Annotated in this window: 21 protein-coding genes; 13 read left to right on the top strand and 8 right to left on the bottom strand. The window is 63.0% G+C overall.

The genetic code is table 11. From position 1 onward, the window contains the following. The first annotated feature begins 15 nt into the window (after positions 1 to 15). The 4 genes from ACN50D_RS14545 (at position 16) to ACN50D_RS14530 (ending at position 4,613) form a co-directional block, all read left to right on the top strand. Positions 16 to 1,425 (top strand): TerD family protein, encoded by a 1,410-nt coding sequence (locus ACN50D_RS14545; RefSeq protein ID WP_003941186.1) that lies wholly within the window; start codon positions 16 to 18, stop codon positions 1,423 to 1,425. A gap of 157 nt (positions 1,426 to 1,582) precedes the next feature. After that, positions 1,583 to 2,476 carry an SGNH/GDSL hydrolase family protein gene (locus tag ACN50D_RS14540; protein WP_211921376.1) on the top strand — a complete coding sequence of 298 codons (894 nt, stop codon included), beginning with the start codon at positions 1,583 to 1,585 and terminating at the stop codon, positions 2,474 to 2,476. Positions 2,477 to 2,516: 40 nt separating this feature from the next. After that, a complete protein-coding gene (locus ACN50D_RS14535; RefSeq protein ID WP_083745009.1) occupies positions 2,517 to 4,073 on the top strand; it encodes a TerD family protein in 1,557 nt (518 codons plus the stop codon). 84 nt (positions 4,074 to 4,157) lie between these two features. Further along, positions 4,158 to 4,613, top strand: a complete 456-nt coding sequence (locus tag ACN50D_RS14530; RefSeq protein ID WP_003941110.1) for a tellurite resistance TerB family protein — start codon at positions 4,158 to 4,160, stop codon at positions 4,611 to 4,613. Between the two features lie 56 nt (positions 4,614 to 4,669). Here ACN50D_RS14530 and ACN50D_RS14525 read toward each other — a convergent pair whose 3' ends face one another. Beyond that, on the bottom strand, positions 4,670 to 5,191 hold the full coding sequence (locus ACN50D_RS14525) for a 2-oxo-4-hydroxy-4-carboxy-5-ureidoimidazoline decarboxylase (protein ID WP_007727034.1): 522 nt from the start codon (positions 5,189 to 5,191) through the stop codon (positions 4,670 to 4,672). 496 nt (positions 5,192 to 5,687) lie between these two features. Here ACN50D_RS14525 and ACN50D_RS14520 point away from each other — a divergent pair, with 496 nt between their 5' ends. After that, a complete protein-coding gene (locus ACN50D_RS14520) occupies positions 5,688 to 6,152 on the top strand; it encodes a hypothetical protein (RefSeq protein ID WP_193595668.1) in 465 nt (154 codons plus the stop codon). 940 nt (positions 6,153 to 7,092) lie between these two features. Here the strand turns inward: ACN50D_RS14520 and ACN50D_RS14515 are convergent. The 5 genes from ACN50D_RS14515 to ACN50D_RS14495 all read right to left on the bottom strand — a co-directional run bounded on the left by ACN50D_RS14515 (position 7,093) and on the right by ACN50D_RS14495 (position 13,284). Continuing rightward, entirely contained in the window at positions 7,093 to 8,886 is a 1,794-nt protein-coding gene (locus ACN50D_RS14515; protein ID WP_007727030.1) for an alpha/beta fold hydrolase, read from the bottom strand. Continuing rightward, entirely contained in the window at positions 8,883 to 9,437 is a 555-nt protein-coding gene (locus ACN50D_RS14510; RefSeq protein ID WP_007727029.1) for a TetR/AcrR family transcriptional regulator, read from the bottom strand. The genes ACN50D_RS14515 and ACN50D_RS14510 overlap by 4 nt, the downstream gene beginning before the upstream one ends. A 187-nt stretch (positions 9,438 to 9,624) precedes the next feature. Then, entirely contained in the window at positions 9,625 to 10,047 is a 423-nt protein-coding gene (locus tag ACN50D_RS14505) for a hypothetical protein (RefSeq protein WP_231915382.1), read from the bottom strand. A gap of 434 nt (positions 10,048 to 10,481) precedes the next feature. Continuing rightward, complete coding sequence (locus tag ACN50D_RS14500) at positions 10,482 to 12,461, bottom strand: amino acid permease (RefSeq protein ID WP_080961074.1); 1,980 nt, start codon at positions 12,459 to 12,461, stop codon at positions 10,482 to 10,484. Between the two features lie 4 nt (positions 12,462 to 12,465). Beyond that, a complete protein-coding gene (locus ACN50D_RS14495; RefSeq protein ID WP_007727026.1) occupies positions 12,466 to 13,284 on the bottom strand; it encodes a polysaccharide deacetylase family protein in 819 nt (272 codons plus the stop codon). A gap of 122 nt (positions 13,285 to 13,406) precedes the next feature. Between ACN50D_RS14495 and ACN50D_RS14490 the strand changes: the two genes are divergently transcribed. The 3 genes from ACN50D_RS14490 (at position 13,407) to ACN50D_RS14480 (ending at position 16,153) form a co-directional block, all read left to right on the top strand. Continuing rightward, positions 13,407 to 14,936: an LCP family protein gene (locus ACN50D_RS14490; RefSeq protein ID WP_307850468.1), complete on the top strand. Its 1,530-nt coding sequence runs from the start codon at positions 13,407 to 13,409 to the stop codon at positions 14,934 to 14,936. Between the two features lie 133 nt (positions 14,937 to 15,069). Continuing rightward, entirely contained in the window at positions 15,070 to 15,276 is a 207-nt protein-coding gene (locus tag ACN50D_RS14485) for a hypothetical protein (protein WP_124568973.1), read from the top strand. A 46-nt stretch (positions 15,277 to 15,322) separates the two neighbouring features. Continuing rightward, positions 15,323 to 16,153 carry a crotonase/enoyl-CoA hydratase family protein gene (locus ACN50D_RS14480; protein ID WP_007727023.1) on the top strand — a complete coding sequence of 277 codons (831 nt, stop codon included), beginning with the start codon at positions 15,323 to 15,325 and terminating at the stop codon, positions 16,151 to 16,153. A gap of 125 nt (positions 16,154 to 16,278) precedes the next feature. Here ACN50D_RS14480 and ACN50D_RS14475 read toward each other — a convergent pair whose 3' ends face one another. Further along, positions 16,279 to 16,770 (bottom strand): inorganic diphosphatase, encoded by a 492-nt coding sequence (locus ACN50D_RS14475; RefSeq protein WP_003941181.1) that lies wholly within the window; start codon positions 16,768 to 16,770, stop codon positions 16,279 to 16,281. Positions 16,771 to 16,873: 103 nt separating this feature from the next. On the opposite strand from ACN50D_RS14475, the gene dacB reads away from it, so the two are divergent. The 5 genes from dacB (at position 16,874) to ACN50D_RS14450 (ending at position 22,283) form a co-directional block, all read left to right on the top strand. Beyond that, positions 16,874 to 18,283 (top strand): D-alanyl-D-alanine carboxypeptidase/D-alanyl-D-alanine-endopeptidase, encoded by a 1,410-nt coding sequence (dacB, locus tag ACN50D_RS14470; RefSeq protein WP_165638579.1) that lies wholly within the window; start codon positions 16,874 to 16,876, stop codon positions 18,281 to 18,283. After that, on the top strand, positions 18,283 to 19,356 hold the full coding sequence (locus ACN50D_RS14465; RefSeq protein WP_070161956.1) for a zinc-dependent metalloprotease: 1,074 nt from the start codon (positions 18,283 to 18,285) through the stop codon (positions 19,354 to 19,356). The genes dacB and ACN50D_RS14465 overlap by 1 nt, the downstream gene beginning before the upstream one ends. After that, positions 19,357 to 20,334 carry a tRNA lysidine(34) synthetase TilS gene (gene tilS / locus ACN50D_RS14460; protein WP_047269663.1) on the top strand — a complete coding sequence of 326 codons (978 nt, stop codon included), beginning with the start codon at positions 19,357 to 19,359 and terminating at the stop codon, positions 20,332 to 20,334. It abuts the gene before it with no gap. 3 nt (positions 20,335 to 20,337) lie between these two features. After that, positions 20,338 to 20,892, top strand: coding sequence for a hypoxanthine phosphoribosyltransferase (gene hpt, locus ACN50D_RS14455; RefSeq protein WP_003941159.1), 555 nt, complete (start codon positions 20,338 to 20,340; stop codon positions 20,890 to 20,892). A 776-nt stretch (positions 20,893 to 21,668) separates the two neighbouring features. Next, on the top strand, positions 21,669 to 22,283 hold the full coding sequence (locus ACN50D_RS14450; RefSeq protein WP_064688653.1) for a DUF2510 domain-containing protein: 615 nt from the start codon (positions 21,669 to 21,671) through the stop codon (positions 22,281 to 22,283). 357 nt (positions 22,284 to 22,640) lie between these two features. Here the strand turns inward: ACN50D_RS14450 and ACN50D_RS14445 are convergent, their stop codons facing one another. Further along, positions 22,641 to 24,050 carry an acyl-CoA synthetase gene (locus tag ACN50D_RS14445; protein ID WP_211921379.1) on the bottom strand — a complete coding sequence of 470 codons (1,410 nt, stop codon included), beginning with the start codon at positions 24,048 to 24,050 and terminating at the stop codon, positions 22,641 to 22,643. Positions 24,051 to 24,054: the final 4 nt, after the last annotated feature.

Here is a 24,054-nt window from a genome sequence, read left to right as displayed (position 1 = left end):
ATGAAGGGGATTTAGTTGTCTGTATCGCTTGCCAAAGGGCAGAACGGCCCGCTGGACGTCTCGGATGTAGTTGTCTCGGTTCAGCTGGCTGCGGCCGCTGACCTGTCTGCACTCCTCGTGACGAGCAACGGAAAAGTTCGTTCCGACGCCGACTTCGTCTTCTTCAACCAGCCGACCGGACCCGGCGTGCAATTGGTACCCAACCCGGGTGGCATTGCCTCACTCCGAGTCTCACTCGCCGGCGTACCCGCCGATATCGAGCAGGTTCGCGCCGTCATCACGCTCGACGACGCTTCGTCGAACTTCGGGCGCACTGCTGCACCGACCGCTCGGGTCTCCGATGCGGCCGGGAACGTGTTGTACGAGTACGTGATCGACGGCCTCACCACCGAGTCCATCGTCATCGCGCTCGAGGTGTACCGACGCCAGGGTGCATGGAAGGTGCGCGCCGTCGGCCAGGGGTACGCGGGTGGATTTGCCGCGCTGGTCACCGATCATGGTGTGTCCGTCGACGATGCACCACCGCCGCCTCCCACTCCGGTCGCGGCTCCGGCGCCGATCACCCCGCCCTCGTCCGTCGCTCCTACACCGCCGGCGTACAACCAGCCGCCGCAGCAGCAGCCTTCGTACAACGCGCCGCCGGTTCCGCCGGCCCCGCCCGCGTACAACCAGCCGCCTGCCTACAACCAGGGACCGACGCCGCCGGCCTACCCGCCGGCGCAGCAGCCTGCGTACAACCAGCAGCCGACGTACAACCAGCAGCCGACGTACAACCAGGCACCCCCGGCGCCTCCCGTGCAGAACCAGCCGCCGGCGCAGCAGCCCGAGGTGAGCCTGGTCAAGGGACGCCCCGTCAGCCTGACCAAGGGCCAGAAGGTCACACTCCGCAAGGAGGGCGGCGTCGCGCTCACCATGATCCAGATGGGTCTGGGTTGGGATCCGATCAAGAAGAGCGGCCTGTTCGGAAGCCGTACCGCCGACGTCGACCTCGACGCTTCGGCACTCCTGTACGCCGACGGCAACCTCGTCGACGTCTGCTACTACGGTCAGTTGACGTCCAAGGACGGCTCGGTCCGTCACATGGGTGACAACCTGACCGGCGACGGAGACGGCGACGACGAGGTCATGCTCGTCGATCTGCAGCGGGTCCCGGCTCACGTGACCACCGTGATCTTCACCGTGACCTCGTACCGCGGACACACGTTCGAGCAGGTCTCCAACGCTTTCTGCCGTCTCGTGGACAGCACCACCAACTCCGAGCTCGCTCGATACACGCTCCAGGGCGGCATGGCTTTCACCGGAATGGTGATGGCAAAGGTATACCGCGTGAACGGTGAATGGAAGCTGCAGGCCATCGGTGAAGGTATCCAGGCCAAGCACGCAGGAGAAGCTGCGCCGCAGCTGGGCCGTTTCCTCACTGCTTGAGTCGAGACTGCATAGTCGAGATGAATCCGGTTCGGCGGTAGGTGATTTCGGTCGCCGTCCGTCGAACCGGACATCGTTTCCCCTCTGTGCGTTAACCTCATGCGGCATGTCGAGCCGTCAGTCGAGCGGCCGTGCGCGAGAGGACTTGGCACAGTAGATGATCATTGGAGGGAAACTTCTCGGTCGGGCGGCGGCCGTCGCAGGCGTTGTGCTGGCGCTCGTGAGCACCGGAATCGCGCAGGCTTCGGTGCCCCAGTCGGAAACTCGGTCAGGAGTATCCGGCACCGGGATCAAGTACGTCGCCCTCGGTGACTCCCGTGCCTCCGGTCCAAGGCTGGAACCGATGTACCCCGACGCCTGTTCGCGTTCGTACGAGAACTTCGCGGGCAAGATCTCTCGGGCACTCGAGGTCGCGGAGTTCACCGACGTCTCTTGCAGCGCGGCACGCGCCGAGAACATCATCGACACTCCACAGCTGATTCCGAACTACTGGCCTGTCCAACTCGATGCCGTTCACCCGGACACCGACCTGATCACCATCTCGATCGGCGGCAACGACTCCAACAGCATCTTCCTCGGTCCCCTGTGCGTCGCTCCGGGGCCAGGAACCGATCGTGGATGCCGGTACGACCCGCTCGCGAATTCCGTCGCCCAATCCGGAATCGACCGGGCTGCCGGAGAATTGGATCGCATCCTGACTGCGGTCACGCAGCGCGCGCCTAACGCTCGCATCTACCTGATCGGAGAGGGCGGCATGATCTCCTCTCGCGGATGCTGGCCGAACATTCCGTTCTCAGACGCCGACGCATCCTGGTTCATGGACTACTTCGCTCGCTACAACACGAAGTTCGACGAGGTCGCCCACGCCCACGGTGTGCGCACTGTCGACATTGCGGCGGCGAGCATCGCCGGCGGGCACGACGCATGTGCGAGTGCAGATCAGCGTTGGTTCGAAGGCCTGTTCTCGGAGTCGACGGCGCAGCGCTTGCACTTCACGGACGCTGGGATGACCGCGGTGGCCGATCTAGTGGTGGCGGACGTGCAAGGCTGACCGAGAGAGCCCGGTCATGGCATAGTTCGCTGCTGTGGGTATGACTTTTGTTCCCGGACAGAACGCGCCGCTGCAGGCGCCCGTGGTGACGTTTCGAGCCGAGAGCCAGACGCCGTTCGACGTGTCGGCGCTGGTAGCGGACGCGAACCTGCGGGCATTGACGTCCGCGGACTTCGTTTTCTACAACCAACCGTCCACCGCTGGAGTGCAACTCGACGAGAGTGGCATTCGGGTGGAACTCGATCGACTTCACCCCGATGCGGCGGCCGTGTTGTGCATCGTGAGCGTGGATCCGGCAGCGACGGCCGCGGGAGCCTTTCGCACGGCCGGGCTCTCCGCCACCCTGAGCGATCAATCCGGTTCGGTCCTGGCCGAATTCGCGATCCCCACCGCAGGTACCGAGACAGCGGTCATCTGCTGGGAGCTGTACCGAAAGTCCGGTGCCTGGAAGATCCGGGCCGTCGGGCAGGGCTATGCGGGTGGTCTGGCGGAACTGATCTCGGTGCACGGCGTCGAGGTGGACGACGAGCCGGCACAACCAGCCCCGACAGCCGCGCCCGCGTGGGACTCCGCGGTGGAGCCGTTGGAGGTGGGCCGCGGCCTCGAGCGCGCGTGGATGATCTTCGAGGATGCCTCACGATCTGCCGCTTCCTTCGTCTCCAGCAGCGAGTACGCGCTTGCCCGTTTGGACGAAGATCTGACCGCTGCCGTCGCAGATCCGTCGTTGCGGAACTCGGCAGCGGGAGTGGCGGCGCGCGATGCCGCACAGAAGCGTCACGACGACCTCGTCTCACTCGCGCGGGACAATCACGCCCGCGACAGCGCTCAGCTTGCGCACGAACTCGGCGTGATCGACGGCGTGCTCCCACGGTCGATGGCGTCGTGGAAGTCGGTGTCCTGGGCGGGTACAACCGATCCGGCCCAGATCACGGCCGTCAGCGACGGAATGCGTCTTGGCGAGCTGTCGGCTCCGGACCGCGGCACACTCACCGTTCCCTACTGCGTCCCGTTGCCACTGCGCCGGCCGATCTGGGTGGACAGTACGTCGAGCAAAGCAGCGCTCGGTCTGATCAGTGCCGTCACCGTGCGCGTCATGGCCGCCGGCCCGATGCCGCTACTCGACGTCGTCGACCTGACCGGCTCGCTCACGCCACTGACCGACCGACTGGCACCGATGCTCGCGGGGCCGGTCATCACCGCTCACACCGAGATCTCGGCGCGCTTGCGGGCACTGGCCGAGGCCGTCGACATGGGCGAACTCGCGCGAATGAGTGGTGTCGCAGATGGCCCGAGTTCCCTGCGCCTGTTGATCCTCAGCGATTTCCCGCACGGATATTCCGCCGAAGACGCACAGACCATCATGTTCCTCGCCGAACGCGGACCGGCAATCGGTTTGTCGATACTGATTGTCGGAGAGGATGAGTCGAACTTCGCGGAAGAATCCGTCGCCGCGCTGTCCGAGGGGTGCCAACATCTTTCGGCAGCAGGGCAGACGGAGGTTCACGATCCGTGGACCCGCACGCAATGGCACTTCACCCCGGACGTGCTCGACCCGATCTCCGAGTCGCGAATTCTGGCAGTGTTCGACCGCACCTAGCGGCCGATGGCGGATTGCCGAGCGCACAGGCAGAGTGGTGGTACGACCACGCGCGGTGTGTGGCGGCAATACTCGAGGAGACTCATGGCATTCTGGGATCAGTTGAAGGCTAAGGCTCAGGAGATGAACGGCCAGCTCAAGACAAAGACCAGCCAGTTCCAGAACAAGGAATTCAAGAACGCGAGCATGGCAATGTGCGCGTTGATCGCCGCCGCAGACGGTTCGATCGATCCGTCGGAGCGTCAGAAGACCGCCGCGCTGATCATGAGCAACGAGTCGCTCGCGGTCTTCCCGCCGGACGAGCTTCGTGAGCAGTTCGACTGGTACTGCAGCAAGCTGTCCTCGGACTACGAGTTCGGCAAGGTCGAGGCAACCGCGACCATCGCCAAGCTCAAGTCGAAGCAGGATCAGGCCCGCGCAGTCATCCAGATCGGCATCATCATCGGCGGCGCGGACGGCAACTTCGACGAGCACGAGCGCGGCGTCGTACGCGACATGTGTTTTGCAGTCGGAATCTCTCCGGCCGAGTTCGATCTCTGATCGATTCAGAGCATGAAAGCGGGTGCGGCGCGAAAGCGCTGCACCCGCTCTTCTTTTCAGTACTCGGGATAGCCGTCCTCGGGTCCCAGCATGCGCTCGATCCTCGTCCGCGTGATCTTGGCGAGCTCGTCGACGCAGACCTTGCGCTCGACGGACCGTTCGTTGGACATGCGCTGGCCGATGTTCTCGAGCAGGTCGTCGGCGTCGTGGCCGTGCGAACACCACAGATACCGGAAGCCGAAGTTCCGCTCGTACTCCTCGCCGGCGCGATAGATGGTTGCCATGACGGCGTCGTCCGGAACCCAGATCGAGCATTGCTCGAGGTGGGACGGCACGCTGTTCTTGCGCACGCCTACGGGTGGATGGCATTGCAGGGCGCGTTCGACGTCCTCGTCCGAGAGGTTGAGAATCGCGTCCTCGGCGCGCGAGAGGATCTCCGCGTGGTCGGCGAACGGACGTCCGTCGCTGACCCACCCGGCCCACGTCAGCGAGCAGCAGCACTCGAACAATGCGTGAACTGCCTTCTGCCGCGGTAGTTCGTTGAAGCGCTCCAACCCGATCGATTGATGTAGCAGCATGTGACCTCCCGGCCCGTTGTGCCTTCAGGCGCGCTCGACATGCCGCGCGGTAACCAGATGCGCGGCCACTTCGATAATCCGCCGCTTCACCTGGGAAAGGAAGGTTTGCTCCCCGAGTTTTCAGGTTCTTAACGCGGCGTAACGAGCTGACCGACACGGTCTCCACCCGACAAGGTTCGCTGACGAAGCCGACTCAACCGGGCGCCGATGACCACAGGAGATGGCGAGCAATCTGTCCCGAAAAGAGGCCAATAACGTTGCGTCTGATGCAACTTCACGGAGATCGGTTGGCGATCCCGCCGTCTCCGAAAGGCGACCAGCGGCTTGACAGGGTCGGCTCTCGTTTGAGGCTCTCGGCGTCGGCCCCTGCAATGGGCCGGGAGTGTGTCTCGTTCGCTGGCAGTCGTGGAGGCTCCGCGCGAGTTCGCGGTTGGCTCGATTTTGTATCGGGCCGTAGATGTCATATCAAGAATCTATGAGGTCGAGGGTGGATACGGTGGGCGAGCGGAGGGGGATGTGGATCGTCGCCGCATTGTCGATACTTGCTCTGGCAGCACTCATCTGCGCGGTGGTGACGTTCAGCATTGCTGTGCAGTCGATCTCCGGTGGTATGGGTCCTGCTGTCGAAGCGAGGGTGCTGGACGTGGAGGACGGTGCCACGCTGGGCCGTTGTGTGCATCCGCGCACCTATACGGTGGGATGGGCGCAGGACGAGGTGGACCACATCGAATCGTTCGTCGAGTGCTCCAGCGCGCACGAATACGCTGTGGGGCAGACGGTCAGGTTGTGGCGGGGTTCGAGTGGTCACTTGGTCGGATCGAGTCCGACGCTGATCGTGGCTTTGAGCAGTTCGCTGTCATTGGTGACGGGAGCGTTGGCGGTTTTCTCCGGGCGGAAGGCAGTTCGGGCGTGGCCGGCTCGACGGAAGGGGAGTAGTGATGTGGGGACGTTGAACATGTGAGTCCGAATGGCGGTGGCAGGGAACCGGAATTTCACGTAACCGTCCTCGCGGCTACGCCATTCGAACGCAAGTAGCTCGGCGATTCTTTTTGTGGGGCGACGCAAGCGCTCGCGGCCTCGGAAGTAGCTCGTAGACGTCACGATCTTCCACAGTTTATCTGCGCCGTTGGTGTGTGAACGGCGAACTCTCCATGAGGTGCCGTGACTCACTCAGAGGTTTTCGTCCTGGACGACGGGTATTGATTGTTCGATGTAGTCGGCGTCGGGCGTCGCGTCGACGGCTGCGGGTACGCGGTCGTTTTCCATGGCGGTGGTCCTTACTGTGCGGTGTGTCCTTCTGGCTGTGCGGATTTCAGTGTTGTTTGCGCGTTGTCGCGGCGTAGTGCTGCGGTGCTGTCCTCGAGTTCGAGGACCCGCCTGATGCCGACGAGGTTGATGCCGCCGGCGATGGGGTGTTGCTCACCAGGCTCGCGGCGGGCACCCTCGAAGCTGCAGCGCCGGCCCCGCCGATCATGTTGCCTCGCTACTCGTATCGGGTTCCGGTGATGCGGCCTCGAGCCACTCAACCCTCCCCTCCGTTGCAATTGAAGTGAAGGAACACTGCGCGATTCGAATACTGCACGGCCCGTCGACCTCCCCGGTTGTCACTGATCCGGAGCAACAACGCATTCGAGGAGGCTTCAGATGATCGCTGGGGTGGGATTCGGTGGCTTCCATTGCCGTGGGAATGGCGGATAGCGCTCTCCTAGGTGACTCCATGCGAGCTCAAGCGGAACGCAGTTTTACTGACGCCCTGGTGAACACTTCGGCAGCCATGAAGCTCTTACGTCGACTGCTCAAAGGACTGGAGTTGTGCTGAGTGTGATGGTCACCGACAGACTGGCCAGCTACAGATTGGATGCCCGTATCTCTGTCAGCTGCTGAAACCGCAGGCGTCTATGTCACGCGAGCGATCCCTCGAGCAGATCGACGAGAGCATCGGTATGGGTTAGTTGCGGATGGTGCCCGGCACCCGGCAGCGAGATCAGTTTGATGTTCGGAAGTGACTCGAGCTGCGCAACCGCGGCCGGGTCGATTGGGTCTTTGCTTCCTGTGATGATGCGGACCGGGCCACTGAATCGCCTAAGCGCTTCTTGGAGTTCAGCACGCCACCGCTTCGATCCCGCACGGGCGAGATGCTCGGCCACGCTCTTGGAACTGCTTCGCTCGAGGTCACTGAGACTGGAAACGAGAGAATCCGCGCTCGCTTCTGATCCGGTCAGTTTGCGTGAGAGCCGTGCCGGGTCTGCGTGTCGCAAGTAGGCGCGTACGAGCGGCTTCAGTCTGGCCGAGGAACCCATCGGGGCCTGGAGGAAGAACGGTGCGATCAACGTGAGGGACTTCACCTGCGCCGGGAACCGGTCAGCCGCAACTACTGCAGCAGCCGCACCGATGGAGTGGCCGACGAGGTCAGCAGGTTCACCAGCTACTACCGCCGGCAGCCACTCATCCCAGTCCTGAACGCCGGCCCCGCTACTGAGGCCGAGGCCGGGCAAGTCGACGACCCGCCCCTCGATGCCGGCAGCTACCTCTGCCCACGTGTCCGCGTTCACGGGCATGCCGGGAAGAATCACCCGACTCGATCCTCGTACGCCGAGCTCAAATGTCCTCAGGCCGCCGACGTCGACGAATCGACGGTCGGCGGACATGACGGCACCAAACCGATGCGCTGCCAGGTAGTCGGCCCACCGTTCGAGGGACACCAGCACGTCGGGCATCAGGATCCCGTGTCTGTCGGCGAACTCGACGGCGGACTCTGTCGGATAGCGGTCGGCGGACATGAAGGTGAGGGTCTCGGGATCGGCCTTGGTGATCTGCTGCGGGAGCCGCTTGATGACGCCGATCGGAATCCTGACCCGCGGGACCTTCGCACCGAGATGCCGACCGACGTGTGTGAGCAGGTCCGCTAGCGGTGGGGTGTCGTCGTGGAGAACCCAGTAGGCCATGCCCTCAGCAGCGGGATCGACCGCAGCTGCCGTCATGAAGGCCGCCAGATAGTCGACCGTGACGATCGGGAGAAACGTCGATTCGTTTCCAGGCAACGCTGCTGCGGTGCCGTTCCAAATCTGCTCGACTGTGCTGGCCAGCCCGATGTGCTGGTCGGATTCCCCGGTGGCGCTGTCGCCGATCACGCTGGACGGATTGACAATGGTCCAGGGAACTCCGTGCTTGAGGGCTCGGGCCTGGAAGATTGCGTCGGATTCCACTTTTGACGCTTCGTAGGCGCCAAGGTCCTTGTAAACCGCGGTGCGGTGATCGTCGGGCCATGGAACCGTTGTGGGGTCTTGTCCGCCGACGCGGTAGCCCGACACGTGGATCACGCGCTGCAGGTTGGGGAGGTCCTTGGCGAAGTCGATCAGCTTCTCGACGATGCCGACGTTCGCGCTGCGTGCCTCCTGGGCGGTCATTCCGAATCGGTAGGACCCGGCGCAGTTGTGGATCTCTGTGATGAAAGGGAACGCCGATGGGCCACCCGCGACGATTTCAGGAGCGTCGAAGTCGACGATGGTCGTGCTGATGCTCCGCGTCAGGCCATGCTCTCTGACCCATCGCTCGACACGGGCCCCGGACTCGGCGGTCCGAACTGCCGCCGTGACGTTCGTACCAGCCTCGGCGAGGGTCAGGACGAGGTGCCGACCGACCAGACCTGAGGCCCCGAAGACCAGGGCGTGACGGGAGACGTCGCGTGGAGTCATCGCGTTCCGCCAACGGTCTGGCAGCGCTGGTTGATGAGCTCCGCAACGATGTCAGCGGCCGAAATCAGGGGTTGCGTGTTTTGCGTAGCGCGAGAGACGATGACCGCCCCCTCGATCGTCGACACAACAACGGTCGCCAGGGATCGGGCCTCGTCGGGGACAACGCCGCTGGCCTCGAGAAACGCGGTTGTCAGGGCGATCCACGACTCAAAGGCAGCGGCGCACGCCTGCCGCAGACGCTCGTTCTCCGCGCCCATCTCCAGGGTGACGACAGAGACCGGGCAACCCCGCCGGAAGTTGCTCTCGCTGACGATGGTCGTCAGGGCCTCGATCGCGGCGCGTGCTGCCTCGGCCGCATCGACCCGGGAAATCGCGGCCTCTGCAATCAGCGTCCCGAATGCCTTCGTGGCGAGCTCAATCGCTGCGACGCCCAGGCCTTCCTTCCCGTCGGGGAAGTGGAAGTAGATCGACCCTTTCGGCGCTGCGGCGTGTTCGATCACGGCGTTCAGGCCCGTGCCGCTGTAGCCGCTGGTCTGGATGAGCTCGAGCATGGATTCTGCGAGCCGTGCCCTTGTCAGGTCTCCTTTGGATGCCATGAGCCAACAATAGACCGGTCTACATATTATTTTCAACCGAGAGAATGCGTCTACCAACCAGTCTCGTCGTGATCGACATGCGTGTGACCGCCGACGCCATCATCGGAGTGCCGGCGACCTAGGATCCGGCCAAGGCTTCGGGTCAGGTCCGCTTGCGGGTCGCGATCTCGTCGGAGAGCTGCTGAACGTGGGCGGCGTCCGCGTCCCGGGCAAGGGCGACGTAGTGGTCCATGACGGCCGGCCGGTAGCGCACGGGCAACGTCTGTCCTGGGGCGAGTCGTGTCAGCTCGGTGATCGTGAGGTCTTCGTCTGCGATACCGCGGAACAAGATGCCGTCGGAGGTCTCCACGTCGAACATCAGGACCACGCGTGGATTGCTGTTGACCTCCCGCCAGTCGACGAGAATGCCGAGCGCAAGCACCCCCGTCCGCAGTTCCGCATTGCGCTTGCGTGCATCACTGCTCATGAGCGGGTTCGGGGCGACGCCCGGAAAGTCGGGTCCGACGCCGAGTGATTCCCGACTCAGGTCAGGCCTGAGCTTCGACATCACATCGTCGAGCGTCATCTTTGAATCGTTGCGCTTCTTTTTCCAACCGAACATCCTGACCCCTCCATCACAGCGGCGCCGGAATCTCGGCCTGGAGCTTCGCTCTGATCGCGATTGTATGTCGCGGTCATTCTCGATCTCCGTCGCATCGTCCCGTCCACCTGCGGGTCGAAAGGCCTTTCAATCTGCACTCGCGCGTGCGGACAGACTTTTCGCTCACCAGTTGCACGCCAGTCCCTCTTGCCGGTGCAATTTCCGTTGTCAGAAGGCGAAATCCATGAAGGGGACCGAGATTGGCCCCCAGACACGAATGGAAGGTCGCCATGACGAACGACGCCCCTCACCATCGCGCCCGCATTGGTCGCCCGCCACCTCGGCCACCACAGCCCTGGATGCAGCGATGTTCGACAGCAATCGCGAGCGGGCTTGTGAGCGGTTAGTGGGAGTGGGCGTCAACCGACGTGGACGTGTGGCCGGCGGGACTGGTCGGGTTCGGCGCGGCGGAGGACCTCACGGGTCACGGGAGCTGTTTCGCCCTCACCGATGAACAGGAAGCGGAGCAGGTACATGATCGGGTTTCCCTCGGTCCACTCGAAGTAGACGTCGGGAATCACGCCGGTGATGTCCCTCGTCCGCAGGAGAACCGCCGCAATGGTGTTGGGGACGGCCGGGCTGTCGACCCACAGAATCCGGTGCTCACCGCGCTGTCGGCCGTGGACGAGGAGGTCGGTGCTGAATTCGGAGGAGTCCGTGACGTTTACCTCGATGAAGATGATCGACTCAGCCTCCGGGATGTTGCTTTCGGCGCGCTGCTGCGATTCCTTCTGCCGATACTCGTCCTCGTCGAGACGGTCGACGTCGTGCGCCACCATCGCGAGGTAACCCTTCTCGGCTGCCTCGGCGATGAATCGCAGTGCAGTCTCGTCGAATTCGACGGAGGTTGCCCGTAGTTCGAAGGCTCGCGAGATCCGGGAAAGGAAGGACACCACCATGATCGCGGCGATGAAGAACGACGCCACTTTCACACCGTCCGGACGTTCGAAGATGTTCGCGATCGTCGTGTAGACGAACAAAACTGCGACAAAACTGAACCCCACGAACAGTTTTCGCTGACCGTGCTTACGAGCGGACAGTGCAACGGCGACGGTCGCCGACGAGATGAGCACGAGGACACCGGTTGCGTACGCGGAACTCTGAGCGTCGACACCGGCGTCGAAGTAGATCGTGACAGTGATGGCGATGACGCTGAACACGAGGACCAGCGGACGCACGGCGCGGGCCCACGACGGCGCCATGCCGTAGCGGGGGAGATACCTCGGAACAAGATTGAGCAACCCTGCCATTGCCGATGCACCGGCAAACCAGAGGATCAGAATCGTGCTGAGATCGTAGACGGTTCCGAAGATCTCACCCAGATAGTCGTGGGCGAGAAAGGCAAGCGCGCGACCGTTGGCAGCGCCTCCGGGTTGGAACTCGTTTTCTGGGATCAGGATGGTGGTGACCAGGCTCGACGTCAGCAGGAATCCGCTCATGATCAGCGCCGCCGTGGTGAGCAGGCGCCGCGCACCTTTGATGCGGCCACGTGGATTCTGTTCGGTGTCGTGCGGATCGCCCTTGATCTGCGGCATGACCGCGACGCCGGTTTCGAAGCCGGACAGACCGAGAGCCAACTTCGGGAAGACGATCAGCGCGATCAGGATCATCATCGCCGGGTTTCCGTGCTCGGTGGTCATGGCGCGCGTCCAGTCGGTGACCAACGACGGCGCGGTCGCGATGTGCCACAGACCTACGGAGATGACCACCACGTTCAAGGCGAGATAGACGGCGACCAATCCGACCGCGATACCGATCGCTTCGGTGAATCCGCGGAGGAAGACCGCAGCGAGGAGCGCGAGCAGAACCAGGGTGACGGCGACGGTGTGTCCGGAGAGAAAGGTTGGAGCAAAAGGGTTCTCGACGAGGTGCGCCGTGGCATCGGCCGCCGAGAGCGTCATAGTGATGAGGAAATCGGTGGCCGCGAAGCCGAGAAGCACGAGAACGAAGATCTTGCCGCGCCACTTGGGCAGCAGCTTCTCGAGCATGGCGATCGAACCCTCGCCGTGCGGACTCTCGCGAGCCACTCGCCGGTAGACCGGTAGAGCGCCGAAGAGTGTCAGCAGGATCAATACGACTGTCGCGATGGGAGCCAACGTGCCGGCCGCCAGTGCCGCGATACCGGGTTGGTAACCGAGGGTGGAGAAGTAATCGACACCCGTCAGGCACATCACCTTCCACCACGGGTGGCGCTTCTCCTTCTTCGGCGCCATCCGGTGGGGCCCCAGATGTCCGGCCGGTTCCTCGGTGATGTCCGCGAGCAGCCAGGCCTCGGTGCGTTGTTTCACGGACGGAGCCGTGTTTTCGGCCGGGACCTCGTTGTCGGCTGCGGTCACCACGGCGTCACGGCTTCAGATAAACATCGTTGAGCGTGACAGTCCGCAGGTTTCGGCTCCGGATGATGTCCACCAGTTGCGGATACACGTGGGTCACGGGCAGATAGTTGAGGTGCCCGATCACGATGGCCCCCGGATTGAAGTACTGGTTCGCCATTTGGAGGATGTACTCCTCGGTGATCAACGAAGAATCCGACAGTGATCCGTACCAGAGGGTGGGCACGGTGTAGCCGACGCTCGCGGCCACGGAATCGACTGTCGCGTTGTGCCTTCCGTACGGCGGCCGAAAGTACGGCGCCGCGTCCACGCCGTAGGTGTTGCGCAGGAACGTGCCGTTCTTCGTCAGCTCGTCTGCGATCTGCTGCTTCGACACGGACGTCAGATCCGGGTGCGAGTAGGTGTGATTGCCGAGCTGAATTTGTCCGCTCTCGACCAGCGGTCTGAGAAGTCCGGCGTTTTCGGTCCACGAGTTGTATTGCCCGTTGACGAAGTACGTCAAACGGATGCCGGTGTCTTTTGCGAACTGTGTGTAGAGGCGCACGACTTCGGAGCTGGCTCCGTCGTCAACCGTCAGGGCAAACAGATCCCCACCGCCGGGTAACGCGGTCAACGATCCGCCGGCGGGCAGCGGCACCCGGGCAGACGGCGGTGGAGGCGGCAACAAGGCAGGCGGGAGATCCGGGACAGGGACGGGGTCGGTTGGTTCGTCGGCTGCGGCGATTGCCGTCCCGACCGAACGTGACGAACAAGCGGTTCCCATGGTCACCGCGGCGGTTCCGGTCAGAGTTGCTGCTGCGAGGGCACTGAGGAAGCGTCGGCGGTCCACAGGGCGGAGCCTAGAGCAGATTTGCCCTATTCGGACTTCATTCTCAGCGTTTTTTCAGCCAATGACCAGCCGTGTCCGGTATCGACAGGTTCTACTCAGGAACGCTGGATAGCGTGTCGGCCGTGGAACCGCGACCTCGACACTCGGCAACCAGACACAGGCGTAGGCGTCAACCGCAGCGGTCGACGCTCTCGGTAGGGCGCAAGCTGGCGGCGGCATCCCTGTCGACGACGATTCTGGTGGGCGTCGGAATCGGCTGGTACGTGCAGTCGGATTTGACGTCGGGGCTGTACCGGTCGGATGCGCTCTCCGCCCTCGGTGACGACGCCGGCAGTTCGCTCGACGGGGATACCAACATCTTGTTGATCGGGCTCGACAGTCGCAAGGCGATGGACGGCAGCGATCTGCCGGCAGAGTTCGTCACCGACAAGCTGCATGCGGGGGACAGCGATGTGGGTGGATACAACACGAACACGCTTATCCTGCTCCATGTTCCGGGCGATGGCGGCAAGGCCAGTGCAGTGGCGATCCCACGCGACGACTACGTCGCGGTACCCGGCTACGGAATGGCCAAGATCAAGGAAGCCTACGGAATGGCGAAGGCTGATGCGGACGCCAAACTCATAGCGGACGGTGTGACGGATCCTGCTGCACGAGAACAACAAGCGCGTGAAGTCGGAAGACGGTCGACACTGACCACCGTGCAGAATCTGCTCAAGGTTCCGATCGATCACTTTGCCGAAGTGAACCTGATGGGCTTCTACGACGTCGTCTCGGCTATCGGCCCCGTTCAGGTGTGCCTTAACAATCCGGTGCAGGATGACTTCTCGGGCGCCAACTTCCCGGCCGGAGTTCAGACTCTCGATGCGTCACAGGCACTTTCGTTTGTCCGTCAACGCCACGGCCTGGACAACGGGGACTTGGATCGCACCCACCGGCAGCAGGCTTTCATCAGCGCGGTGATCGCCAACTTGAAGGGCTCCGGCGTCATCGGAAACATTCCGAAGATGACGGCACTGGCCGACGTGGTGAAGAAGGACGTGGTGATCGATTCTGCCATGGATCCCGTCCGATTCGCTTCTCAGGCAAGCGCTCTCGCAGGTGGGAACATCGACTTCTACACCCTGCCCATCGAGGGATACGAGACCGTCGACGGCCAGGACGTCAACATGGTCGATCCGGCGCGTCTGCGTAGTGAAGTGTCGCGGATCTTCGCGGGAGGTGACTCGGCATCTGCACCTGCGATGGACACTGCTGTCTCGACCGGGAACGAAGTTGTGGACATCCGCAACGGAACCGCGACGGACGGGTTGGGTGCCGCGTTGGCAGCGGCGATGAAAGCGTCGGGAGTCGAAGTCGGAGAGGTGAGCACCGCAGCTGCGACGGCAAAGTCGGTGGTCAGCTATGGAGTCGGCGCCAAAGCCGTCGCAGAGGCGCTGGCCGAGCAGTTGGGCGTGGCCGCAGTGCCTAACGAGCAGGCAGCGGCCGAATCAGTGTCTGTACTGATCGGTGAGGACAATGCGCAGACCGTGTTCTCGGCCGCTCCGGCGCAGTCGGACTCGTCGGTATCCGCCGGCACCGTTCCCGATACGGGAGCGCAGGGATCACCCATCCGGGCCGACGCGAATGGCGGCATTCCCTGTGTGGACTGACTCTCAGGTAATTCGCACCAAACTCACGCTGACTTCTTCGATCTGCGGGTCTACATTGGAGAAGTCGAACTCAGTCGGGTACTTCACCTTTGGGGTACCTGACTGAGATTGCGTAGTTGAAAGGATCACCGACATGGCTACAACAGCAGCGGTACAGAATCCGACACGCTCACGTGCCAGGACCATGTCCTTGTCCGAGTACGTGGCCGAGCATCCGGCGCAGCGCGTTTTCCCACCGACCAGTGAGCGGGCGGCCAGGATGGCGATGCTCATCATGTTCGCCCTGATGGCCGTCACCCTCGTCGTACTGGTACTTGACGAGGCAGGAATCTTCGGATGAAGGCAGCGGTCTTCGGCTGAGCCCGACCTTTAGTTACTCTTGAGTAATGACTGAACAGAAGAGCTGGAATGCGTTCACCGTCGAGCGCGAAGACAACATCGCCCAGGTGACGCTGATCGGGCCGAGCAAGGGCAACGCGATGGGGCCGGATTTCTGGAGTGAACTCCCCGAAATCTTCGCCGACCTCGACGCCGACCCCGAGGTGCGTGCAATCGTCATCGCCGGTTCCGGCAAGCACTTCTCGTTCGGACTGGACCTGCCGGCGATGAGCGGTGAATTCGGTGCCGTCCTCGCGGACAAGGCTCAGGCAGGCCCGCGCACCAAGTTCCACGACATGATCAAGCGCATGCAGTCGGGCATCAATGCCGTCGCAGATTGCCGCAAGCCCGTCGTCGCAGCTGTGCAGGGCTGGTGCATCGGCGGCGGCGTCGACCTGATCACGGCGGCGGACATCCGCTACGCAAGTGCCGATGCCAAGTTCAGCATCCGCGAGGTCAAGGTCGCGATCGTCGCAGACATGGGCAGCCTCGCGCGTCTGCCCGCGATCATCGGCGACGGACACCTGCGTGAGTTGGCTCTGACCGGCAAGGACATCGACGCAGCGCGCGCCGAGAAGATCGGCCTCGTCAACGACGTTTTCGAAGATGCCGACGCGGTACTGGCAGCGGCGCGCGCGACCGCCAAGGAGATTGCGCTCAACCCGCCGCTCGTCGTCCACGGGATCAAGGACGTGCTCGATCACACCCGCAGCGCGAGCGTGAACGACAGCCTTCGCTACGTCGCAGCCTGGAACGCGGCGTTCCTGCCTTCGCAGGATCTGACCGAGGCCATCACCGCCGTCTTCCAGAAGCGCCCGCCAGTCTTCCAGGGTGAGTAGGAACTGCAAGGGTGAGTAGGAACTGCAAGGGTGAGTAGGAACTGCAAGGGCGAGTAAAAACAGCACAAAAATCCCCGCACATCTTCCGATGTGCGGGGATTTTCGTTAGGCCTGAGAACTCGAGCTCAGTGACCGCCGTTGGCAGCGAGACGCTTGATCGAAGCCTCGATCTCGGCCTCTGCCTCGGCGCGGCCGACCCAGTTGGCTGCCTCGACGTGCTTGTTCGGCTCGAGGTCCTTGTAGTGGACGAAAAAGTGCTTGATCGCATCGAGCTCGAACTGTGAGATGTCACCCAGATCCTGGATGTGATCCCAGCGGGGGTCACCGGCCGGAACGCAGAGGACCTTGTCGTCTCCGCCGGCCTCGTCGACCATCTTGAACATCGCGACTGCGCGAGCCTCGACGATGACGCCGGGGAAGACCGACTCGGGGAGCAGGACCATGGCGTCGAGCGGATCGCCGTCCTCACCCAGGGTGTTTTCGATGAAGCCGTAGTCGGCCGGGTAGCCGAAAGCTGTGTAGAGGTAGCGATCGAGTTTGACGCGACCGGTTACGTGGTCGACCTCGTACTTGTTGCGCTGACCCTTGGGGATCTCGATGGTGACGTCGAACTCCACGCCGATTCCTCGCTGTCGTGTCGGTAATGATTCGTCGGAAGGATATCGGGTCAAGGATAAGGTTGCCTGACCACCCAGTAGGCAGAGCACAGACGGAGGGGCGTTGGCGGGCCAAGGAAAGAAGAAGATCGGCTCGTTGGAAGAGAGTCGACGGCGTAACTTCCGCATCCTTCTGGCGGTCGGTGCAGTGGTTGTACTGGCCGTCGCCGGAGTTGTCGTCGTGAAACTCGGTACGTCGAACGACACTGCCGGCAGTGCGACCGTGACTACGTCGCCGCAGCCTGCGCTCGTGACGCCGTCACCTCAGGTGGTGCCCGTCCCGACGGACGCACCGATCCCGAGCGCGTCGGGAATCGCCGCGGCGATCGGCCCGGCTGTCGCCAACCCGGATCTGGGGAAGTTCACCGGAGTTGTCGCCGATGCGCTCACCGGAAACATTCTGTGGAGCACGGACCCGTCGACGCCGATGACGCCCGCGTCCACGACGAAGGTGCTCACCGCATCGGCGGCACTACTGAAGTTGCCGCTCGACCACCGGCTGTCCACGACGGTGGTTCCCGGAACGAGCCCCGGGCAGGTCGTTCTGGTCGGCGGTGGTGACCCGACGCTGACGGCCACGCCGAAGGGGCAGAGCGGGTATTACGCCAATGCTGCTCACATCGCGGATCTCGTCGACCAGATCAAGGCTGCCGGTACGCCGGTGACCAGCGTCGTGGTGGACTCGAGCTTGTTCAAGGGCGACAACATGGCCACCGGCTGGTTCCCCGCGGACATCGCGGCCGGCTACATCACCCCGATCGAATCGGTGATGATCGAAGGTGGTCGGTACGACGGCACTCAAGACGAGTCGCCGCGTTCGGAAACTCCCGCGTTGGACGCGGGCAAGGTGCTCGCTCAGGCACTCGGTGTCGATCCCGCCAACGTGAGTCTCGGCGCGGCGCCTGCCGGTGCCAAGCCGATCGCCACCGTGCAGTCGGCGCCGCTGAGCGACCGACTGCTGCAGATGATGGAACATTCCGACAACGTGCTCGCCGAGACCATCGGGCGTGAGGTCGCGATTGCCTCCGGAATCGAAGCCTCGTTCACCGGAGCCGTCGACGCGACCGGCAAGACCCTGCAGGCGGCCGGGTTCGACTACACCGGAGTTTCGCTGCACGATTCCAGCGGACTGTCCGTCGACGATCTCATTCCCGCTCAGGTACTCGATCGCGTCATGACGGCTGCGGCCGGTGACGGTGATCCGAAACTGCGCCCCCTGCTGGACTACCTTCCGGTGGCCGGCGGAACAGGAAGTTTGTCCGACCGCTACGCGTCCGGAAACCGAACCGGTGCGGGTTGGGTGCGAGCCAAGACGGGAACTCTCTCAACGGCCAGCGCGTTGTCAGGGTTCGTGGTCGATCAGAACGGGCGAGTGCTCACCTTCGCACTGATGTCCAATGACCGGCCGCCAGAAGTGAGCCGTCCTGCCCTGGACGCGATTGCCGGAGCATTGAGGAATTGCGGGTGCCAATAGTGGCCGAAAAGACTCCACAAGATGATGAAGCCTCGGCTCCGCTCGGTGGTGCCGTCGACTGGAGTCTTGCCGCCAAAGCCGGGATAAAACTGGCGCGCGGCGGCCCCGCGATGTCTCGCTACACGGCCGAGACGGCAACCGCAGAACTCGCCGAAGCGTCCAAGCGCGCAGAACTGCCGGTTCGTGAAGTGACCGGGCTGGCCGACGGTCTACCGGTCCCGGCCGCTGACGTGCTGGACCGGGCCGGGTGGATCACGGCGGCCTCGCGGTCGATGGCACATCTCACCGGCGCCGACCCTGACGGCAGTGGCAATCTCATCGTCGGAAAGCCGGCGGGCCTGCAGGCCGGCGCCATGCTGGCGTACCTGTCTTCGGCGATCCTCGGGCAGTACGACCCGTTCACCGGCGAGCACGGCACCCTGCTTCTGGTCACACCGAACATCGTCTCCGTCGAACGGTCCCTTCGGCTGAACCCGAGTGACTTCCGGTTGTGGGTCTGCCTGCACGAGGTCACTCACCGGGTCCAGTTCTCGTCCTCGCCGTGGCTCGCGGAGTACATGAAGGAATCCGTCGAAACGCTTGGTGCGACGGTGGACGAGTCGATGACCGACGTTGTCGGGCGCCTTGCTGCAGAGCTGCGCTCGCGGAAGGAACCCGACTCCAGTGACGGTGCGACGGCGGGCGGCATCATCGGACTGCTGCGCGCCTCGCAGGCGGAACCCCAGCGTGACGCGCTGGATCGGATGCTCGTACTCGGCACCCTCCTCGAAGGGCATGCAGACCACGTGATGGACGCCGTCGGTCCCGCTGTGGTGCCGTCGGTGTCAACTATCCGCGCGGCCTTCGACAAGCGTCGGCAGCGCAAGTCCAACCCCGTGCAGCGGATCATCAAGATGCTGCTCGGCATGGACGCCAAGATGGCGCAGTACGTACGTGGCAAGGCCTTCGTCGACGCGGTGGTTCTCAAGGTCGGCATGGAGCAGTTCAACACCATCTGGACCGGGCCCGAGACCTTGCCGTTGCTCGACGAGATCGACAATCCCGACGCGTGGGTAAAGCGCGTTCTCGGCTAGATGCTGCTGCCTGAGACGCCTGCCCTCCTGGCGCTGCGACAGGCCGTGCGGGCGTGGACGCTCGCATTCGAGCCACGACGCCGTGTGGTCGTCGCCCTGTCCGGGGGAGCCGATTCGTTGGCGCTGACAGCAGCAGCGGTGGCGGAAACCGATTCGGTCGACGCGTTGATCGTGGACCATCGCCTACAAGATGGTTCGGATGCCGTCGCGCGCTCGGCCGCAGACCAGGCGCTGGCGCTGGGTTGCCGGACCGCGACGGTGCTGACAGTCGACGTAGCCGATGGTGGGAGTCTCGAAGCCGCTGCGCGTGAGGCTCGGTATAACGCCCTACGCGACGCGAGGGCTGACCTCCCGGTTCTGCTCGGACACACGCTCGACGATCAGGCCGAGACCGTGCTTCTCGGACTCTCGCGCGGGTCCGGTGGGCGATCGATTCAAGGTATGGCTGCATTCGACGCTCCCTGGGGACGGCCGCTCCTCGGCATCCGGCGATCGGTGACCAGGGCGGCCTGCGTCGACCTGGGAATCACGCCGTGGGAGGACCCGCACAACAACAATCCCGAGTTCACTCGCGTACGTCTGCGGCACGAGGCGTTGCCGCTGCTCGAAGAAATTCTCGGCGGGGGAGTTCCCGAAGCATTGGCCCGAACCGCGACGCAGTTGCGTGAGGACGGTGAGGCGCTCGACGAGTACGCCGAGGCCCTACTCCTACGGGTTGTCGTCGACGGGGAAGTGGAAGTGGACACACTTGCCGAAGCGCCCACCGCAATCCGTCGACGCGCTCTGCGCGCCTGGCTGCTGCAGGGCGGCGCAAAAGCATTGACGGACAAACAGTTACGCGCAGTCGACGCCCTGGTGACCGACTGGCGGGGGCAAGGCGGCGTCGCGATCGGCGGCGGAACACCGGAGGCGAGGTTGGTGGCGGCCCGGCGACGTGGCAGGCTGATCCTCGGATTCGAAGACCGACGAAGGGTTTGACGCGTGTACGAGGGCGACATCGCATCGGTACTGATCTCCGAAGAACAGATCCGTGCACGAACGGCGGAACTGGCTGAGGACATCGCCAAGCGTTACCCGGCAGGCGCCCCCGAAGGGGATCTCCTGCTGATCGGCGTCCTCAAGGGAGCGGTCTTCTTCATGACCGACTTCGCCCGCGCCCTGCCGATCCCGTCGCAGATGGAATTCATGGCCGTGAGCTCCTACGGATCCTCGACCTCGTCTTCGGGCGTCGTCCGCATCCTCAAGGACCTCGACAAGGACATTGCCGGTCGCCACGTGCTGATCGTCGAAGACATCATCGACTCCGGTCTCACGCTGTCGTGGCTGATGCGCAACCTCAAGACACGTAATCCCGCTTCGCTCGAGGTCGTCACCCTGCTCCGTAAGCCGGATGCGGTCAAGATCGACGTCGACGTCCGCGACGTGGGCTTCGACATCCCCAACGAGTTCGTCGTAGGTTACGGCCTCGACTACGCCGAGCGGTACCGCGATCTGCCGTACATCGGCACCCTGGACCCCGAGGTCTACGGCGGCTGAGCCTGCTCGCGCCTGAGTGCGGCTCAAGCGCGGACCCTGGGCAAGACATCGTCGTGCTCCAAATGGTTTCTGTGTCGGGGCGCTGAGCGGTTCGTTCCAGTTTTGTGTTGGGATCGGGATGAATTTGATTTCCGAGTTGTGAACTGACGTGGATAACGCAGCTGCATCCCTGCGTGGCATCCCAAATTTCTGTGAAGTGGTTCAATTCGCAGATCAGCGAATAGTCTTCCGGCGATTTCCGTTGAGGCATCTCGAAGTTCCTGCTGATGTGTCCACGGCTACGGCCACAGACTCGAAACATGGCGATGTCACGTGTCTCCGACAAGTAGCCGCGATGCTTGAACGTACCCATAAAACCCAAATTTCGCGTCGACGGATTGATCTCTCGATCAATCGCCGATGGTAGGCGTGGCTATGCGCTTTCGACGGCTCCTCATATTTTGGCCGTGCTGGCAAGTTCATCGACGGCGTACGGCTGAAGTCGGGGTACTCGCCGACTAGGTGCTGCGGTTAGGTGAGTTTCGTCCTGGAAAAGGCGAGGTAGTAGGTCCAAGGCTCGTCCTTTGTTCCGATAGGGTGGCGCTCGATCTCCAAAACTGGACGGTTTGTCGGTATCACTCTCTATTCTGATTGAACTAACGAAATCCGTTTCAGCGGACCGGTCCCGAACGCGTTGCATTCAAGATTTATGGATGGGACAGATTCGCTAATTTTGGCAATTTCCAACCACACCCACCAGTGTGATCGGTTCTATCCAGGAATGAAGGAGCACGACGATGTCCGAGCCATCTGACCAGATACCCGCGGGCTGGTACCCAGATCCAGCGGGCGGTCAACGTTACTGGGATGGGGCAAAGTGGCTACCCCTGCCGGCGCCGGACTCGAAGGACTCGCCCACATCGCGCAAGCGGCCACCGAAGAAGGTTTTGATAGCGGTGCTGGCGATTGTTCTTCTCGCGGCGGTCGGCGGTACAGTCTGGAAACTGTCCCATGATTCCAACGTGAAGGCTGAGCGGGATGCAGCGGCAGCGGCGGTTCAGTTGGCGGCCGATGAAGAAGCTGCCCGCGTTGCCGCCGAAAAATCCGCTCAGGAGAGTAAGGATGCTAGCGAACGCGCCCGACGTATCTTGGCGGTGACCAATATTGAAAGCAGCGTCAAGACAATGGCTGAGGATCACGTTACGAAAGGGTTTATGGACGGACCGATTATTTCGGTGTCCTGTTCCCCTGTCGGGGGTGGTTCGACTGATGACCTATCTGAAAAAACCACGGTCTTTGAGTGCTTCGCAGCCAACGAGAATAAGGGCGACGGCATGATGAGTGGATACAAGTACCACGCGACGATGAACTGGAGTTCTGGAGAGTTCACCTACGGACTTGGGAAGCCCTGATTAGTAAGGCATCGAATCCCTTGGACGCTTACCGTCGAAGGGATGCTGCAATCGAGTTCACGGGCGGTAGGTCGTTATCTAGCTCAGCTTCGTTTGGTTTCAAGGTGATGGCTGGCTTTGACTTACGCAGGGAGCTGGCAAGGTAACCATCCTCGTAGCGGGTGCGACCGGGTCCTCGGCGATTCGTGAAACGAAAAGACTTCCGCGAGTGACGGGGCAGCCTGGCGGCAAACTATGCGAGTGCGAGTGAGAACCTTGAGGCGCATCGGTGCTGTACCGCCGTCTCGATGCTGGTATCGGGTGCGGTCGTGCAGAACTCACGACCGCACCGCGCCGATTGCGCAAGCGAGTACACCTTCAGGGCGTCAGCAGCTTCTTCTGGACTTTGCCCATAGCGTTGCGGGGCAAGCTGTCCACCAGACAAACCTGGCGTGGGCGCTTGTGGATCGACAGTGATTCGGCGACGAAGTCCGAAACCACAGCGCAGTCGGCTACGTCGCCGACGATGAACGCGACTATGCGCTGTCCGAGATCGTCGTCCGGCACACCGACGACGGCGGCCTCGCGAACGCCGGGGTATGCCAGAAGTGCCTGTTCCACCTCGCCTGCACCGATGCGGTATCCACCGGACTTGATCATGTCGACCGACTCGCGACCTACGATGCGGTGGAATCCGCTGTCGTCGATCACCGCGATGTCGCCGGTGCGGAACCAGCCGTCTTCGGTCATGGATTCCGCTGTCTTCGAGGGGTTCCCGAGGTACTCGTCGAAGAGAACGGCGCCCGCAACTTCCAGTTGCCCAAGCTGCTCTCCGTCGTGCGCCGACAATTGGCCGTTCTCGCCGCGCAACCTCGTCCTGACTCCCGGAACGGCGTGCCCGACCCAACCCGGGCGACGTTCGCCGTCGTGCGTCGTGCTGACGGTGATGAGGGTTTCACTCATTCCGTAGCGCTCGACGGGAGCCAACCCGGTCAGCGATTTCATCCGCTCGAACAATGGAACCGGAAGTGGTGCACTTCCGGACACGAGCAAGCGCGCGGATCGCAATGCTGCTGCCGCCGAGGGATCACCGCACACGCGTGACCAGACGGTCGGAACACCGAAGTACAACGAGCCACCCGCTGCGGCATACGAATCCGGAGTTGGTCTGACGGTATGAATCAGCGGCGAACCCACGCGCAAGGCGCCCAACACGCCGAGAATCAACCCGTGGACGTGGAAGAGGGGCAGTCCGTGGACGAGTGTGTCCTCTGGCGTCCAATTCCACACATGAGCGAGCGCGTCGAGATCCGCTGCGATCGATGCTCGCGAGAGGACAACGCCTTTCGGAGCTCCGGTGGTTCCCGAGGTGTACATGATCAGTGCGGTAGCTGCCGCACTCGGTTCGGGATAGGACGTCGCAGATCGCGCGTGAATATCGATGGGAATCAACGGGATACTCGAATCCGACGGTCCTTCTCCGAGTATCAGTTCGGCCTTGGAATCGGCGATGATGTGCTGACGTTCGAGCGGGCCGGAGTCGGGCGGGATCGGGACCACGGCAACACCGGCGATCAGTGCGCCGGCGACGGCGACCACTGTCTCGAGGCCGGCGGCGGCTTGTACTGCCACTCGCTGTGCACCATGGATTCGATCGGCGACCGCGGTGGCGGCGGCAAACAAGTCGGCGCGAGAGAGGGTTGCGCCTTCGCCGAAACTGACCGCCGCTCCGTGATCGTCGAAGATGCGGGGGTCGAGGGAGCGCAGAAGTGTGGATTCGCTGTTCATCGCG

This window comes from Rhodococcus sp. SB1D (genome assembly GCF_048573875.1).
GTDB classification, from domain to species: Bacteria; Actinomycetota; Actinomycetes; order Mycobacteriales; family Mycobacteriaceae; genus Rhodococcus_F; species Rhodococcus_F qingshengii.
Note: the sequence above shows the minus strand (reverse complement) of the source record. Positions and strands in the feature narration are given on the sequence as shown.